The sequence below is a fragment of the Candidatus Endowatersipora endosymbiont of Watersipora subatra genome (genome assembly GCF_964026585.1).
Taxonomy (GTDB): Bacteria; Pseudomonadota; Alphaproteobacteria; order Rhizobiales; family Rhizobiaceae; genus Pseudahrensia.
In genome coordinates, this window is record NZ_OZ032160.1 from 181,637 (window position 1) to 199,268 (window position 17,632).

13 protein-coding genes are annotated in these 17,632 nt (G+C 39.4%); 7 read left to right on the forward strand and 6 right to left on the reverse strand.

Annotation, left to right across the window (positions count from 1 at the left end; translation table 11 throughout):
* The first annotated feature begins 82 nt into the window (after window positions 1–82).
* Window positions 83–3,064 (forward strand): isoleucine--tRNA ligase, encoded by a 2,982-nt coding sequence (gene ileS, locus AAGD37_RS00820; protein ID WP_341760398.1) that lies wholly within the window; start codon window positions 83–85, stop codon window positions 3,062–3,064.
* Window positions 3,065–3,090: 26 nt separating this feature from the next.
* Here ileS and AAGD37_RS00825 read toward each other — a convergent pair whose 3' ends face one another.
* On the reverse strand, window positions 3,091–3,519 hold the full coding sequence (locus AAGD37_RS00825; protein WP_424945450.1) for a nucleoside deaminase: 429 nt from the start codon (window positions 3,517–3,519) through the stop codon (window positions 3,091–3,093).
* Between the two features lie 81 nt (window positions 3,520–3,600).
* Here AAGD37_RS00825 and AAGD37_RS00830 point away from each other — a divergent pair, with 81 nt between their 5' ends.
* The 3 genes from AAGD37_RS00830 to AAGD37_RS00840 all read left to right on the forward strand — a co-directional run bounded on the left by AAGD37_RS00830 (window position 3,601) and on the right by AAGD37_RS00840 (window position 5,964).
* Window positions 3,601–4,443 carry a pseudouridine synthase gene (locus tag AAGD37_RS00830; protein WP_341760400.1) on the forward strand — a complete coding sequence of 281 codons (843 nt, stop codon included), beginning with the start codon at window positions 3,601–3,603 and terminating at the stop codon, window positions 4,441–4,443.
* Window positions 4,444–4,454: 11 nt separating this feature from the next.
* On the forward strand, window positions 4,455–5,033 hold the full coding sequence (rsmD, locus tag AAGD37_RS00835) for a 16S rRNA (guanine(966)-N(2))-methyltransferase RsmD (RefSeq protein WP_341760401.1): 579 nt from the start codon (window positions 4,455–4,457) through the stop codon (window positions 5,031–5,033).
* Window positions 5,034–5,265: 232 nt separating this feature from the next.
* Complete coding sequence (locus AAGD37_RS00840) at window positions 5,266–5,964, forward strand: DUF1013 domain-containing protein (protein ID WP_341760402.1); 699 nt, start codon at window positions 5,266–5,268, stop codon at window positions 5,962–5,964.
* Window positions 5,965–6,114: 150 nt separating this feature from the next.
* On the opposite strand, the gene AAGD37_RS00845 is transcribed toward AAGD37_RS00840, so the two are convergent.
* Both AAGD37_RS00845 and AAGD37_RS00850 read right to left on the reverse strand, forming a co-directional pair.
* The gene (locus AAGD37_RS00845) at window positions 6,115–7,614 is read right to left on the reverse strand and encodes a CoA-acylating methylmalonate-semialdehyde dehydrogenase (RefSeq protein WP_341760403.1); all 1,500 of its coding nucleotides are present in this window, start codon (window positions 7,612–7,614) and stop codon (window positions 6,115–6,117) included.
* 14 nt (window positions 7,615–7,628) lie between these two features.
* Complete coding sequence (locus tag AAGD37_RS00850; protein WP_341760404.1) at window positions 7,629–8,969, reverse strand: aspartate aminotransferase family protein; 1,341 nt, start codon at window positions 8,967–8,969, stop codon at window positions 7,629–7,631.
* A 127-nt stretch (window positions 8,970–9,096) separates the two neighbouring features.
* On the opposite strand from AAGD37_RS00850, the gene AAGD37_RS00855 reads away from it, so the two are divergent.
* On the forward strand, window positions 9,097–9,663 hold the full coding sequence (locus AAGD37_RS00855; RefSeq protein WP_341760405.1) for a cupin domain-containing protein: 567 nt from the start codon (window positions 9,097–9,099) through the stop codon (window positions 9,661–9,663).
* Window positions 9,664–9,735: 72 nt separating this feature from the next.
* On the opposite strand, the gene alaS is transcribed toward AAGD37_RS00855, so the two are convergent.
* The gene (alaS, locus tag AAGD37_RS00860) at window positions 9,736–12,390 is read right to left on the reverse strand and encodes an alanine--tRNA ligase (RefSeq protein ID WP_341760406.1); all 2,655 of its coding nucleotides are present in this window, start codon (window positions 12,388–12,390) and stop codon (window positions 9,736–9,738) included.
* A gap of 235 nt (window positions 12,391–12,625) precedes the next feature.
* On the opposite strand from alaS, the gene AAGD37_RS00865 reads away from it, so the two are divergent.
* Both AAGD37_RS00865 and AAGD37_RS00870 read left to right on the forward strand, forming a co-directional pair.
* A complete protein-coding gene (locus tag AAGD37_RS00865) occupies window positions 12,626–13,468 on the forward strand; it encodes a folate-binding protein (RefSeq protein ID WP_341760407.1) in 843 nt (280 codons plus the stop codon).
* Between the two features lie 57 nt (window positions 13,469–13,525).
* Window positions 13,526–14,038: a protein tyrosine phosphatase gene (locus AAGD37_RS00870; protein WP_341760408.1), complete on the forward strand. Its 513-nt coding sequence runs from the start codon at window positions 13,526–13,528 to the stop codon at window positions 14,036–14,038.
* 59 nt (window positions 14,039–14,097) lie between these two features.
* Here the strand turns inward: AAGD37_RS00870 and AAGD37_RS00875 are convergent, their stop codons facing one another.
* Complete coding sequence (locus AAGD37_RS00875) at window positions 14,098–15,060, reverse strand: phytoene/squalene synthase family protein (protein ID WP_341760409.1); 963 nt, start codon at window positions 15,058–15,060, stop codon at window positions 14,098–14,100.
* A 13-nt stretch (window positions 15,061–15,073) separates the two neighbouring features.
* Window positions 15,074–17,587, reverse strand: a complete 2,514-nt coding sequence (gene secD, locus AAGD37_RS00880; RefSeq protein WP_341760410.1) for a protein translocase subunit SecD — start codon at window positions 17,585–17,587, stop codon at window positions 15,074–15,076.
* Between the last annotated feature and the right edge of the window lie 45 nt (window positions 17,588–17,632).

Genomic DNA, 17,632 nt, shown 5'->3' on the forward strand with positions numbered 1-17,632 from the left:
TGCTCCTTATGTTAGGGATTAGATATTAAAATAGATGTTCCTCCTCTTCCTCTAAAGATAGATTACTAACATGAAAGAAGCTATGCAAGATCGTGAAAATAATGTCGATGGTCGTGATTATTCTAATACCCTCTTCCTTCCAAGGACGACCTTCCCAATGCGGGGCAATCTTCCGAAGAAAGAGATTGAAATCCTCTCTCAGTGGGAAAACAATGGTCTTTATTCTCAACTGAGAGAGGATTCAATAGGAAGACCAAAGTATGTGCTCCATGATGGTCCACCTTATGCCAATGGTCATCTTCATATGGGTCATGCTCTAAACAAGATCCTGAAAGATTTTATTACGCGTTCGTTTCAGATGCGCGGATATGATTCGAACTATATCCCAGGCTGGGATTGCCATGGTCTTCCGATCGAATGGAAGATCGAAGAACAATATCGAGAAAGAGGGAAGAACAAAGATGAGGTTGATATCAATGGCTTTCGGAAAGAATGTCGTGATTTTGCTGCTTACTGGGTAGCGGCACAAATGAAAGAGTTCAAACGTCTTGGTGTGATAGGGAATTTTGAAACTCCCTACCTTACGATGGACTATGAAGTTGAATCAATTATTGCAGACGAATTGATGAAATTCGCTAAATCTGGTCAGCTCTATCGTGGATCAAAACCTGTCATGTGGAGTGTTGTGGAGCATACAGCTCTCGCTGAGGCAGAGATAGAGTATAAGGCATACGAAAGTGATACAATTTGGGTAGAATTTCCAGTTTTAGACTTTATAGGACAAAGAAATGATGAACAATCTTCGATCAAGAAATCAGACTTGCTTCATTCATCAGTGATCATTTGGACGACCACGCCATGGACGATACCGGGAAACCGCGCAGTCTGTTTTTCAAGTCATATTCTTTATAGTCTTTTCGAAGTTGTCTCTGCTGAACGCGATTATGGACCCCAACCCGGCGCAAAACTGATTTTTTCTGATAAATTAGTAGAAGAATGTGCCAAGAAGGCTAGAGTCACCTTAAGGCGCTTATCTGATGTGAAAAAGAGTGAACTGTTATCCATGACTCTATCCCATCCGTTGGCGAAGGCCAATCTTGGTGGTTACCAGTTCAAAATTCCAATGATTGATGGTGATCATGTTACGGATGATTCAGGAACTGGTTTTGTGCATACGGCTCCAGGGCATGGGCATGATGATTTCGAAATCTGGATGTCTCATCTCCATGATTTGAAAGATCGTGGTATTGATCCATCAATTCCTTTCACTGTCGATAGTCGTGGATTTTATACGGGAGAAGCTCCGGGTTTTGAGGGAGCCTGTGTTCTGGATACGAAAGGCAATAAAGGAGATGCCAATCAAAAAGTGATCAAAACTCTCATCCAAGCCAAGAAGCTCTTTGCCCGTGGGTCTTTAAAACACGATTACCCTCACTCTTGGCGATCCCAAAAACCGATCATTGTTCGTAATACGCCGCAATGGTTTCTGCATATGGATAAAGAAGATCTCACCTCATCTCCATCTAGAACCTTACGATCCGCAGCGATAGATGCCATTGAAAATACATTGTTTGTACCAGAGCATGGTAAAAGTCGTCTTCTAAAGATGATTGAGAATCGTCCTGATTGGGTCTTGTCTCGTCAACGTGCATGGGGTGTCCCGATTTCTGTTTTTTGCCATTATAAAACTGGTCAGGTTATTCCTGGTCCCAACTTCATTAAATCTGGGGAATTAGCCCGGCGCATTAAGTCTGCTTTTTCTGTTGAGGGAGCTGATTCTTGGTATGCAGTTGGTGCAAAAGAGCGTTTCCTTGAAGGAATAGTTGATGATATCAAGAACTGGGAAAAGATTGATGATGTTCTTGATGTATGGTTTGATTCGGGGTGCACTCATGCATTTTGTCTTGAGCAACGTCCTGATCTAAAATGGCCTGCTGATCTTTATCTAGAAGGTTCAGATCAGCATCGAGGTTGGTTCCAGTCATCACTTTTGGAAAGTTGTGGAACTCGAGGAAGAGCACCATACAATACCGTTTTGACACATGGGTTCACAATGGCAGAAAATGGACGAAAGATGTCTAAATCTGTAGGTAATGTTGTTGAACCACAAAAAATTATTAGTCAGTATGGTGCTGATATTCTTCGGCTTTGGGTTGCTTCGGTTGATTATCAAGAAGATCAGAGGATCGGTTCAGAAATCATCAAGACAAGTGTCGATGCATATCGAAAAATACGGAATACATTCCGTTGGATGCTGGGTTCCTTAGCCCACGATACTGGTGAAAAAATTTCTTATAATCATTTACCTGAACTAGAACGATTTATGCTTCATCGGTTAGTAACATTGGATTCTATCGTAAGAAAGGGATATGATCAATTCGACTTTAAGCGTGTTTTCGTAAAGATTTTAAAATTTATGAATTTAGAATTATCAGCTTTTTACTTTGATATTCGAAAAGATGTTCTTTACTGTGATTCCCCTTCTTCAAGACGCAGAAAATCTGCATTGTTTGTTATTTCTCAATTATTTGACTGCCTGACAGTATGGATGGCCCCTATACTTTGTTTCACGATGGAAGAAGCATGGCTCGAGCGTTATCCAAATATTGATTCAGTTCACCGGAGACAGTTCCCTCAACTCCCGAACGAATGGCATGATAAGAATTTAGAAAATAAGTGGCACAAAGTACGGACTGTTCGGCGTGTGGTAACAGCAGCATTAGAGGTCGAACGGCGAGAGAAACGAATCAGGTCATCGCTAGAAGCTTGCCCTATCGTCCATATCACTGACTCTGAACTGTTGGCAGCACTGAATGATCTAGATTTCGCTGAAATCTGTATCACCAGTCAGATTAAGATTGTTAATAGACCAGCCAATGGACGATCATTCTCTTTGGGAGAGATTCCCAATGTTTCAGTGAAAAATCAAATAGCTAGAGGTCATAAATGCGCTCGTTCCTGGCGTATACTTCCAGAAGTAGGGAGAGATCCAGAATACCCTGATCTTTCGTTAAGGGATGCAAAAGCTATGAGAGAAATTGAGAGAGAAAAAACTGAGGGATAGATAACACAGCATATAGTCTTCTAATTTTACCGTTTTTTAAGGAAAAATTTCTTTAGGATCTCTTTACAAGATGTTTCGTAAAAACCTGAATAGTATTCAGGTCTATGGTAGCATGTTTTGTGATCAAAGAATCTGACTCCATTTATGACGGCCCCTCCTTTTTTATTCTCTGCTCCAAAATATAATCTCTGAAGACGTGAAAGTGAAATGGCTGCTGTACACTGTGTACAAGGCTCAATCGTAACATAAAGATCGCAATTAATTAAATACTGTGAATCAATTCTTTGACACGCTTTCCGAATAGCAATAATCTCTGCATGCGCCGTAGGATCTTTTTTTTCAATTGTTTTATTGCCTGCTCTTGCAATGATCTTAAGATTTTTTACAATCACGGCACCAACTGGAACTTCACCTCGAGAGTCTGCTCCTTGTGCTTCACTCAGTGCTGCCAACATGAATTGATTTTTAATCATTAGATGAGCATTAAGACTAAATTCTTGCTTAATTATTTGTGTTTAAGATAGTATGGATTTTGAATGATCAACTCTTTTAAACTAGTAAAGTCAACAAAAAAACCTACGATCAGGTTGAAAAATACTCGATCTACAATGCGTATTGCTAAACGTATCGCACGTTCAGGTCTATGTTCCCGTCGAGAAGCCGAAGCATGGGTTGAAAATGGACGTGTAAGTGTAAATGGAAAAACCTTGGATTCACCCGCTCTGACTGTTCTTCCCAAAGATAGTATTGAGATTGATGGTCGTGAATTACCTCCTGCAGAGCGCACAAGATTGTGGTTGTTTAATAAACCATCTGGTACCATCACAACTAACAAAGATCCTGAAGGTCGAGAAACGATTTTCGAATACTTGCCTAATTTCCTACCGCGAGTTCTAACAGTTGGTCGTCTGGACCTGAATACAGAAGGCCTCTTATTGTTGACCAATGATGGCGGTCTTTCTCGCATTCTCGAACTGCCATCCACAGCTTGGCTTCGTCGATACCGCGTGCGTGCGCATGGTTTTGTCACGCAAGAAAAACTGAATCGGTTGAAAGATGGTGTAGTTATTGATGGGATTTCCTATCGCTCTATAGAAGCGATTCTGGAACGGAAAAAAGGGTCTAATCTATGGCTGACAGTTTCAATACGCGAAGGTAAGAATCAGGAAATAAAGAAAGTTTTTAAGAGTCTTAATTTAAGAGTCACTCGTTTAATTCGAACTTCTTATGGTCCTTTTCAGCTAGGTAACTTAGAAATAAAGAAAGTTAAAGAGGTTCGTCAGCATATACTGCGAAATCAGCTTGGTGAAAAGCTTTTCAAAACGTCAGGAGACGTTTTGATGCTATCCAATGAGAATCATGCTAAAGTCAATGAATAAGGGGACATTTGGTGCGCATTATTGGCGGTAAATTCCGGGGTCACGTATTAAGAGATCTCAATCATCATCATAAATTGATTCGTCCAACCTCTGATAAAATTCGTGAGAGCATATTTGATCTGATTGAACACAAGTGGCCAGGAAAGATCAATCATGAGACGCGGGTCCTTGATTTATTTGCTGGGACTGGTGCATTAGGTTTTGAGGCACTGTCCCGTGGTTCAAGTTTTTCCTTGTTTGTTGATAATGATATTCGATCTTGCGATCTTCTCAGATGTAATATTGAAATTCTAAAGGTTGATCGTATCAGTAAAGTATTGTCTCGTGACGCCACACAATTGGGTAATTTGTGTAATATGAAAAAATTCGATCTTGTCTTTGTTGATCCGCCTTACGCTCAAACTAAAAAAATCGTACCGTCTACCGTAAAGAGACTCCGACATGGTCAATGGATGTCAGATTGTGCTCTCTTGATAGTAGAAGGTAAACCATGCGATCTACCCCAATTATTGTCTGGTTTTGAACAACTTGAATCTCGCACTTATCGTAAAACTAAGATAGGATGTTTTATTTATCGAATGGATAAATAATTCTTTCTTCGACGATGAAGAACAATAGATATCAGTTAGTAGTAAATTAAAAACTAGAGAACAAACAGGATTAATGTAAGATCAAAAAGAAACTGATAAATTGCATTTATCATCCTTTCACGTCTCTGTATAAACAGTTTCCTGGTATCCTGGTAGTGTTGTTATACTATATACTAAATCGTTAAACCGTGAGTTTAGTTTACTACTCACAATATAAAAAGGATAGTATGAAATGGCCATTCAATTGCTCATGCCAAAAGCTACCGCTGTATGGCTTATTGAGAATACGGCATTAACGTTCGAACAAATTGCTGACTTTTGTAGTATACACGAACTTGAGGTAAAATCAATCGCCGATGGTGATTCAGCTCAAGGAATTAAAGGACTTGATCCTGTACAGATCGGCCAACTGACACGTGATGCAATCAAACACGCTGAAAACAATCCAGATGAAAAATTGGTCTTGCTCGAACCGAAAGTACCTGTTCCTCCCCTGAAAAAAAAGGGTTCCCGCTACACTCCTTTATCTCGCCGTCAAGACAGGCCTAATGCTATTTTATGGCTTCTCCGAAATCACCCAGAGATGAAAGATTTACAGATTATCCGTCTAGTTGGAACAACAAAGTCAACAATTTCTGCTATTCGCGACCGTACCCATTGGAATTCTGTCAATTTACAACCCTTAGATCCGGTTGCGTTGGGAATCTGTAGTCAGATTGATCTTGATTTCGAAGTTTCAAAAGCTACCCAATATCTTCCAACCATTGAAATATCAGAACGAGATCAAGATTGTTCTCTCCTTCCTGCAAGCGAAACTCAGGATTCTCCCTCAAACTTAGATTCCAACTTATCCCTATCTCTTGATGCGAATTCAGTCTTTAAAAATTTTAATAATATCAGTTCTAATTATAAAAAAGAAAAAACTGAATAGATAAACTTATTTTTTGAGCTCTATTATGATGAATTTAAAAGAAGACTACCCCTCCCTTGAGGGGTTCAAGGGGGGGTGAACACGAGTTCTTCTTAAAAAGAATCAAGAGTAACCACTATTGAGTATATTAAATATGGTTTTTCTCTTTAATTACATTGTTGGCATAGAGAATTGGGAATCTTCACGAATACCAGTAGGCCAACGTGTTGTAGTTGTTTTTATGCGAGTGTAGAAACGAACACCTTCCATACCATGCATGTGGTGATCACCCCAAATGGATGACTTCCAACCACCAAAGCTATGAAATGCCATTGGTACCGGAATTGGCACATTAATTCCGACCATACCAACTTCTATATCTTGACTAAAGTTTCTACCTGTATCCCCATCGCGAGTAAAAATAGCCGTACCATTAGCGTATTTGTGTCCATGAATAAGATCAATAGCTTCTTGATATGAATTGCGTCTTATAATAGAAAGGACCGGCCCAAAAATTTCGTCTTTATAGGCTCTCATGTCTGGAGTGACATGATCGATCAAAGTCCCCCCAGTGTAGAATCCCTTTTCATAGCCTTCAATTTTCTGATTAAAGAGACGACCATCAACAACGATCTTTGCTCCATCCTTTTTAGCACTATCTATATAGCCATGAACCTTGTTACGATGATGTTCGGTTACGAGCGGACCCATATCCGATTCTTGGTTAGTTGGAGGACCGATCTTGAGCGCCTTAATTTTGGGTATGAGCCTCTCTACCAAAGAATCAGCGATCACATCTGTAACAGGAACTGCAACAGAGATTGCCATACAACGTTCACCAGCAGAACCATAGGCTGCCCCCATAAGAGACGATATCACCATTTCAAGATCAGCATCTGGCATGATGACCATGTGGTTTTTGGCACCACCAAGGGCCTGGACTCTTTTTCCATTTTGAATGCCAGTATTATAAATATATTGGGCGACGGGCGTAGATCCGACAAAGCTGATCGCCTTAATATCTGGATGATTGAGAAGATCATCCACAGTAATTTTGTCACCCTGAACAACATTGAAAACTCCCGCTGGTAACCCTGCTTCAGCGAGCCATTCGGCCATCAATAAAGAGGCAGAAGGAGCAATTTCTGATGGTTTCAAAACGAACGTATTACCAGTTGCAAGAGCGATTGGAAACATCCACATAGGAACCATGCAAGGAAAATTGAATGGTGTAATCCCAGCACAGACACCAAGAGATTGCCTGATCATATGACTATCAACACCATTGCCGATATTTTCAGAAAATTCCCCTTTCATATAAGTAGGAGCACCAACTGCGAATTCGACAACTTCAATGCCACGGATGACTTCCCCGAATGCATCATCATAGGTTTTTCCATGTTCAGAGGAGATAATTTTTGCCAGTTGATCAGCCCTATCCCAGAGTATTGATTTAAACTTATCAAGAACACGTACACGACGAAGCACTGTTGTTTTTGACCAAATGGGCCATGCGGCTTTAGCAGCAGCAACAATTTTATTCACATCGTCTTCTGTCGAAAGGACAACAGATTTTTCTGCTACTCCGATTGCAGGATTAAATACCGGATGCGAGCGCTCTCCATTGCCTAAAAAGGGTGAATTATTCATATAATGAGTTATTTTCGACATGTTGATTTCCTTTGTTATTCAGTTTTTTCAATCTTCTCTCGGAGAGTTTCAACAAGTTCTTGAATTTGAGATTCTTCAATGATCAGAGGGGGAGAAAGCGCAATGATATCTCCAGTGACACGGATCAAGACTCCTGCTTTAAAACACTCCACAAATACTTCGTAAGCTCTCGCTCCAGGTGCTTTATCTCTTGATTCTAATTCAATCCCGGCAATTATGCCCAGATTTCGAACATCTTTGACATGTTTAGCACCAACTAAAGAGTGAATAGTTTTCTCCCAACTATTTTCAAGGATTGACCCCCGATTCAAAAGAGAATATTTCTCATAAATGTCCTGGACGGCTAGACCAGCTGCGCAAGCTACTGGATGTCCAGAATAAGTGTAGCCATGGAAGAATTCAATAATGTTCTCTGGCCCCTGCATGAAGGCATCATAGATATGATTTTGGACGAAGACTGCCCCCATGGGAATGACGCCATTTGTTAGCCCCTTTGCTGTAGTAAAGAGATCAGGTTTTACTCCAAAATAATTCACAGCGAAAGGAGTTCCTAAACGACCAAAACCTGTGATTACTTCATCGAATATGAGTAAGATACCATGGTGATCACAAAGAGCTCGGAGACGATTCAGATATCCCTTTGGTGGAATGAGAACGCCAGTAGAACCTGCTACAGGCTCAATAATAACAGCTGCAATTGTTTCTGATCCATGGAGTGATACAATTCTTTCGAGATCATCCGCAAGGTGTGCCCCCCATTCGGGTTGTCCTTTTACATTGATTTGATGTTCTGGTGAGTAAGTATGCGGCAAATGATCAACACCTGTTAGGAGACATCCAAAATGACGACGGTTATTAACAATTCCACCAACAGAAATTCCACCAAAACCTACACCATGATAACCACGTTCCCGTCCAATAAGCCGTGTGCGTGTTGCTTCTCCCCGTGAACGATGATAAGCAAGAGCCATTTTCAAGGCCGTGTCGACAGACTCTGATCCAGATCCTGTAAAAAATACGTGATTGAATCCAGCTGGCGCAATTCCTTTTAACCTCTCAGCAAATTCAAATACAATAGGATGTCCCATCTGAAAAGAAGGAGCATAATCTAATGTAGATAGCTGTCTGGAAACCGCATCTGTAATTTCTTGATAGCCATGACCTGCATTACAGCACCAAAGTCCTGCTGTTCCATCTAAGATTTTTTGACCAACATCATTCTCATAGTAAATCCCTTTTGCTGCAGTAAGTATGCGAGGGTTATCCTTGAATTGACGGTTGGCTGTAAACGGCATCCAATAAGCATCCAAAGGATGTCTATTGTCTGTAAATGATGAGTGCTCTTTATTTTTCATAATAAATACTCCTATCCATACTTTTAAAGAGAAGCATTTATTTTTATAGAAAAAAAGTCTGTTTCTTTAATATCTTTATCTCATTGAAAATATTGAAATCTGTTTTAAAATGTTTATGATAATAAACATGTTAAACAATAACGACTTTGTCAAGGATATTGGTCAACGTCTTAAATCAATTAGGAAGGCGCAGGGTTTATCACAACGAAAATTAGCTAGACGTGCAGGTGTGACGAACGGTTTTATTTCTCAAATAGAATCAGCTAAAATTAACACATCGATTAGCGCTCTCAAGCGGGTTCTTGACGGGATACCCATTGGAATTTCAGAATTCTTTTCCTATCAGCCTGAATCTGTTGATCAAATTTTTTTTGAAGGAAATGAGCTTATTGAGATTGGCAAGGGTAAAATATCATACAAACAGATCGGAACGAATTTATTCAGAAGAGACATTCAAATGCTGTATGAAGAATATCAACCAGGTGCTGATACTGGACGTGTGATGTTAAGCCATCAAGGAGAAGAAGCTGGTCTTATTTTAGAAGGAAAATTAGAAGTCACAGTTGGAGATCAGAGAAAAATCCTGGGTCAGGGTGATGCCTATTTATTTGAAAGTCATATTCCTCACCGTTTTAGAACACCTAAGAACCATAATTGCATTGTAGTCACTGCTTGTACACCACCAAGTTTTTGATTTTTCATTTTTTCAAATTTTACCCTTGAAAAGATGTGCGCTCTTCCAAAGACAGAAAATCCATTTATCAATTCAGTGAGTGTGAAGTATAGCTTCTAAAGCAGCCAAAGCCGCCTGACTATTGGCGCTATTTGATCCTCCAGCCTGAGCTATATTGGGGCGTCCCCCGCCCCCTTTTCCTCCGACTTCTTTTGCTGCTAAACGTACCAGATCAATAGCATTAAAACGATTTGTAAGATCATCGGTCACACCAACGACAACAGCAGCTTTATTACCAGACAACTTAGCAATCAACGCAACAATACAGGAACCTAGGCGCCTTTTTTCTTCGTCGACTAATCCTCTCAAGTCTCGTGGAGAGACCCCTTCAATGATCCGACCGATAAAAGAAAAATTACCAATAGTTTTACAAGATTCATTTTCCCTTATTGTTCTGATAATCAATTGTTTTTTGACATGAGTTAACTCACGTTCCAGGTTTTTTCGGTCATCTACCAAAGCTAAAACACGCGCAGGAACATCAGAAGGGGAAGTTTTTAAAGACTTAGCAATCTCTTTAATTGTCTTATCTTTCTCCATAAGGTATGTAAGTGCTGCTTCCCCAGTTAATGCTTCAATACGACGGACACAGGAGGAAACCGAACTCTCACTCACGATTTTGATTAGACCAATATCACCAGTATTGACAACATGGGTTCCACCGCACAATTCGATGGACCAAGGCTTGCCTTGTTTCTCTCCTTCCATCGTTCTTCCCATAGAGACAACCCTGACTTCATCACTGTACTTCTCACCAAACTGAGCCTTTGCATCTAGCTTAATTGCATGATCAAATCCCATCACTCTCGTTACCACAGGATTATTTTGCCAGACATAACGATTAGCAAATGAATGAATGAGTAAAAGATCCTCTTCATCAATCGGCTGATGATGAGAAAAATCAAATCTTAACCGCCCAGGAGTAATAAGGGATCCTTTTTGACTCACATGACAACCCAATACCTGACGTAAGGCTTGATGCAACAAATGTGTAGCGGAATGATTAGAACACAAACGGCTCCGCCGTACATAGTTGACTTCAAATAAACCTCGATCACCAACATTTAATTGACCAGAGTCAATGACAGCAGAATGAACAAACAAACCTTCTCCCTTTTTTTGAGTATTGAAAATACGTACCATGGCATTACTAAAAACCATCGTACCGCTATCACCTACTTGTCCCCCTGACTCACCGTAAAATGGAGTCTGGTTTACAACTATGAAAAACTGATCATTAGCGGACACAGAATCAACAGATATATCTTCTTTTACCAAGGCTAGTACAAGACCTTCTGCTTTTTCTCCTTCGTACCCAACGAATTTTGTGGAGCCATGCCTTTCACGCAAGGAGAACCAGATCGAATCGTCATTTCTATCAGAACCAAGCCATGAATTGCTTCCTTCTCTTTTTTGAGATTTCATCGCTATATTGTACTCTTCAACATCAACGGATATCCCACGGTGACGTAATGCATCCTGTGTTAAATCGAGAGGAAAACCATAAGTATCATAGAGTTTGAATGCTGTTTGACCATCAAGACTATTCCCCGAACAAAGTTGAGAAGCTGCTGTATCTAGAAGCTTGAGACCGCGAGATAAAGTTTTACGAAACCGGATTTCTTCTCGTTCTAGTGTTTCGGTAATGAGAATTTCAAAGCGTTGTAATTCAGGATACACATCCCCCATTTGGGCAATTAGTTTCGGAACTAGATGACATAATAGCGGGTCATGTGTACCTAAAAGATTCGCATGACGCATAGCACGCCGCATGATGCGTCGTAAAACATAACCTCTACCTTCATTGGAAGGCAATATACCATCAGCAATGAGAAAACTGGATGCTCTTAAATGATCAGCTATTACCCGATGGCTTGCCCGCGTTTTATTGTCAGATGGCACTCCTGTTATCTCTTCACTGTTTCTTATAAGATCACGAAAAAGATCAATCTCGTAATTATCATGAGTTCCTTGCAAAACGGCTGCTATCCGCTCTAACCCCATTCCGGTATCAATAGACGGTTGAGGTAAAGGGACTTTTTCGTCAAGAGAAATCTGGTCAAATTGCATAAAGACTAGATTCCATATTTCGACAAAACGATCACCATTATCTTGATTGCTCCCCGGATACCCTCCCTGAATGTGCTCCCCATGATCATAAAAGATTTCAGAACAGGGTCCACAAGGCCCAGTATGACTCATTGACCAAAAATTTTTATTAGCAGCAATATGAATGATTTGGTCCTTAGAAACCCCCGTAATTTTTCGCCACAAATCATAAGCCTGATCATCTTCATGAAAAACAGTAATTAAGAGTCGTCGAACATCGATGTGATACACTTTTGTGAGCAAATTCCAGGCCAGTTCAATCGCTTCTGCTTTAAAATAAGCACCAAAAGAAAAATTACCGAGCATTTCAAAAAATGTGTGATGACGTGGTGTGTATCCCACATTATCAAGATCATTGTGCTTACCACCTGCTCGTAGACATTTTTGTGATGTTGCAACGCGTCTCTGATGTCCAGTTTCTAGACCTGTAAAAAAATTTTTGAAGGGAACCATTCCGGCAGCTGTAAACATGAGTGTAGAATCATTATGCGGAATCAAAGAGGCTGAATCTAAAACTACGTGTTCATTCTCTTCAAAATAGTTAAGAAAGGCAGATCGGATTTCACTAACAGTATTCATGATGATTTCGCTCCTGAAGTGGCCTTTATTCTTAAAGAAATGATGATAGCATTTGAATCACCTTCAGCCAGGAATTTCAACAGCTACTCAGGATAAAACTGTTATTTTTAGGAGGATTGATCTTTTAGCTCAGAGTATTTTCGACTCAATCATTAAAATAAACCCTTAAAATTAAGACCTTAAATGATCATATATTGAGGAATTCAATATTTAAACCGCTATGACAATAAATATTATGCATTCCACTGAGATAAAAACTGATAAAATTCTTTTGCACGACCGAGCGATCCTGGAGGTTTATGGCAACCATGCGGAGATATTTTTACAGAATTTAATTACTTGCAATATCATCGGCATGAATTCAGGTCACGCAACCTTCGGCGGGTTGCTCACACCGCAAGGGAAAATTCTACATGAGTTTATTTTACAAAAGAAAGGTGATTCCTTTTTACTAGATTGCCACCGAAATCATCGTGACCATCTTGTTGAACGATTAATTTTCTATCGTCTGCGTTCTGAGGTTATAATTAAAAAAAGAAATCATATTGTTTTCGTTCAATTGAAAAGATCGGAATCTATTGATGAAGAAGGATTTTTAGATCCAAGATCAGGTAATCTTGGTAGACGTTGGTTTACTTTGCTCTATTCAGAAAAAAACTTGAAAAATGATTTTTCAGTAGAGTGGCACCGGCGTCGAATAGAATCCGGTATTCCTGAACTAGGTCATGATTTTCATTCAGATCAGGTTTTTCCGCACGAAGCTTTTTATGATCGTTATTTAAAGTCTGGAGTTGATTTTAATAAAGGATGCTATGTAGGTCAGGAGATCGTATCGCGCATGCAAAATAGAGGAATAACTCGAAAGCGTTTTGTTCTCTGCAAAACAGAAAACGGTGAGGCTTTACCTGAACATGGAATAGAAATCATTACAAAAGGCCGTAGAGTAGGAACAATCGGTAGTAGCATAAACGAGATGGGGCTGGCATTCGTTCGTTGGGATCGAGTTGAGAATGCGCTTATATCTGGTGACATTTTCACAGCAAATGGCCAGAAGATTATCTTAAATCATCCCCAATGATCTCCAGCGCAGCGCATGTCAGTTAATATAGAACATTTGATGAACTTCAAATCGCCAATGCATATACATGTTTGTCCATTAGCTACCCTCAAAAGAAGTTTGAAACAATCATCAGCACGCTGGATGATTTCTCTTTCATCACCAGGAAAAAGTATCCCGATTCCTGATCAAATTGACCAGTTTAGTGATTGTTTTCTGTCTCTTGAATTTAATGATATTAGTGAGGAACATGAAGATCTGATTGCCCCAACATCCGAAGATATAGAGAAAATTATTAATTTTTCATACCGATGGAATGGTGATGGAACGCTTTTGATACAATGCTGGATGGGCATCAGTCGCTCGACAGCGGCTGCATTGATTGTTATTTTATCCTTGTATTCTTCATCAGAAGCGGATAAAATGGCCATTTTATTAAGAACTCTATCTCCGACAGCGACTCCTAATTTTCTAATGATCCGATTAGCGGATAATAGTCTGAATTTAGATGGCAGATTGGTTCAGGCTCTTCAGAAGATTGGACGGGGGATTGAAGCCTCTCATGGTATTCCGTTTGATATCTTTCTATAGGATAGAGTTCCCCCTTCTCTAATGCCTCTCAGATTTTCTTTTTTATAAATTAAAGGCGTCTACCAACTTATAAATGAAAGTAAAAGTACCCATTGTCGACAAAACTGAAGTGGAAATTTCTGAATACCAGTGAGCGTTTCGCGTGGAGATTCTTGAAATATTCTAAGATATAAAGGTATAAGGCTCAATATACAAAATATTTTCCGGCTTGACCTATCAAGATTCCTAATTTCTATCAGGGCCTTTTTGTAATGATCAGTTGTCAACTGAATAAGAGCAATAATAAGTTTTTCATGACGTTGGTCTATCGATTGCAGAAAATCTTCTGTGTTTAAATCATATTCATTCAAAATATCAAGGGGAACAAAGATCCGCTTCATAGATCTATAGCGAGCTAAATTGATCAAGATTCTCATCAATCCTTGTGCTATACCAGAATGCCGAGAAGCGTTAAGCAGCTCAGAATTTACTTTTGAACCGTTCATCATTGCTGAAAGCTGAAAAAGAGAGGAATGAGTCTCAACAAACCAGTTTTCGAGCATGGATAAACTTTTCATTGATTGACGATGAACCTCAACGACATGAGCTTTTATTTTTGTATTAAGCATTGTCTTAATAGTTTCCTGATCAACAGCAACCGGTTGCTGTTTTATCAAGTATAACAGAGATCGTGCTAGCGGATGTCCAGCGGCTTCTTCGTTACGTTTACCATTTAAAACATCACTCCACCATTGCAATCGAATCTCACCAGCCATAGGCTCAATAATCTGATTAACAGCCTCCATGAGTCCAGCATGAAATGCATGTAGAACGACAATATTATCTTGAATCGACTGGGAGAGGAGCAAATTAGCCAGATATTCATCATTCATATAAAGGCGGAGTAACTGCCGACAGTACTTCAAATCTTCACGAAGGTATCCTGAATTCATCATAATATTAAAAAGATGATTTTTTAAGTCTTTCTCTTGTGATATGATACTACGATAATAGTAATCATCTGCACGTTCATAGTGTTCCAATAAATCTGATCATTCACCGTCTTGAAAGGAGAGAGGGTTGGATTCCTAATATTCTCAACAGAGGAGCTGCTATAAAAATCGAAGAATAAGTACCGATCAAAGTCCCAAAGATCATTGCAAGAATAAAAGAACTGAGAACAAGACCACCGACTAAATACAAGGCAAGCAAAGCTAATAATGTTGTAACAGAGGTGATAACAGTACGAGACAATGTATCGTTTATGGACATATCAAGAATCTCAGTAATGGGTTTCTTATTATATTTTTTTAGGTTCTCACGGATTCGATCATAGACAACAACGGTATCATTCAGAGAATAGCCTACCATTGTTAAAATGGCGGCTATAGAGGATAGCGAGAACTCAAGCTTTAAGAAAGCAAAAATACCAAGAGTTAAAATGACATCATGAAGAGTTGTTGCTAATGCACCGACTGCAAACCGCCATTCAAACCTGAACCAGATATAGATCATGATCGAGAATAAAGAAACAATGATAGCAATGGCGCTGGTCTTAGCTAACTCATGGGAAACAGTGGGTCCTACCACTTCTTGCCGACGAAACTCATAATCTGAATCCATCACTTTGCGAACTTGTGACAGCTTACTGTTTTCAGAATTCCTATTCTTTTTTTGATTCTCAATACGAATTAACACTTCATTGGATGCACCAAAACTCTGTACCTGAACGTCACCAAGGTTTAGCTCTTCCATCCATCTTCGGATTTCTCCTAGGTCAGCTTGCCCAGTTTTAGCTTTATATTCTATCAAAGTCCCTCCTCGGAAATCAATTCCGTAGTTCAGATTTAAGATAAAAAAAGCTAGAATCGATCCGATGATAAAAAAAGTTGATAGGAATAATGACAGATGATGAAAGAATATAAATCTTATAGATGTTTTGTCTGGTAACATTTTTAGGAAGCGATAAGGTAACCTCTTTGGCCGTTTCCAGTGGATCCAAAAGAACACCATTAATCGTGTGAGAGTGAACGCACTAAAAAAAGATGTCATCACACCAATAGCAAGAGTGATAGAAAACCCTTTAATGGGACCTGATCCAAAATAAAATAGAATGAAAGCTGAGATCAAAGTAGTCATATTACTATCTAAAATAGTTCTCATCGCCTCACGAAAGCCTACATCTATAGCCTGAATCAAAGAGCGATGACCTCGTTTTTCTTCTCGAATACGTTCATAAATTAATACATTGGCATCAACAGCCATCCCTATGGTTAGAACAATGCCAGCAATTCCAGGAAGAGTAAGGGTTGCACCTAAAGCAGATAAAATACCAATGATAAGAGTCATATTAGCGATGAGTGCTAAATTAGCGATAAGTCCTAACTTTCCATATGATAATATCATGAATATTATAACGAGAAGAATAGCGATAAGTGATGCCTTTTTACCTGCAATAATAGAATCAGCGCCCAAAGTTGGGCCCACGATCCGTTCTTCAACAAAAGTAATTTTTGTAGGAAGTGCGCCGCTCCTCATCAATACGGCGAGATTATTTGCTGACTCTGTAGTAAAATTACCAGAAATCTGGCCAACTCCTTGGCAAATAGGGGCTTCGAGAACGGGAGCAGAAATCACTTTCTCGTCCAACACAATTGCGAAACGATCGCCTATTTTCATTGAACTGATACGACAAAAACGTTGAGCGGCTTTTGTATTGAAACGAAAGAGAACCAAAGGTTCATTAGTTTTGGGATGAAAACCAAGTTTAGCATCTTCTAGATTTTCGCCATTAATTTCAACTTTCTTCCGAACAAGAACATACGCCTCCTGATGAAAATCATAGGTTGATAATATTTCTGAATCGAGAGGAGGTCCATTTTTGAAAGCATCTCTTACGTTCATAGTTTCATTCACCATACGGAATGTAAGTTTTGCAGTCGTTCCAATGAGTTTTTTCAATTGTTTAGGATCGTTAAAACCAGGAACTTGAATGCTAATCCGGTCTACACCTTGTTTTTGGATAAGTGGTTCTATCGTTCCTAATGCATCAATACGGTGCCGTATAATCTCAATCGATCGAGAAACTGCAGACATTAACCTTTGATCAATTCCTGATTCGGTTAAAGAATAATCCAAAATAAACGACGAAGGCTCTCTGAATTCGACTTCTACAGGACCGATAGAACTAACAGGGTTCAGTAAATTTGCGAGCCGTTTTTTGGCTATTTCCATGTCGGATTCATTGATCAACTGGATACGAACACAGTCATCTTTCGCTGAAAGACTCTGGTATCCAATACGCTTACCCTGTGTAGAATCAAGAAGAGTTCTCCGAATATCGTGAAGGAGTGTTTCTAACCTTTCCTTTATAAGGTTCTTACGGTCAATCTTGATCTGAAGATACACACCACCTTGCAAATCGAGTCCCAGAGATAATTGATTTTTAGGGAACCATTTCGGCAGAACATTCAGTGTACTTTTCGAAAATAAATTGGGAGAAGCAAATAAAATCCCTATCATGACCAAGATAATAATTGAAGACATCTTCCACTGAGAAAAATGCAACATTGTTACTCAACCTTCAAATCTATGTTTTAAAGAGAGGTCTTAAAA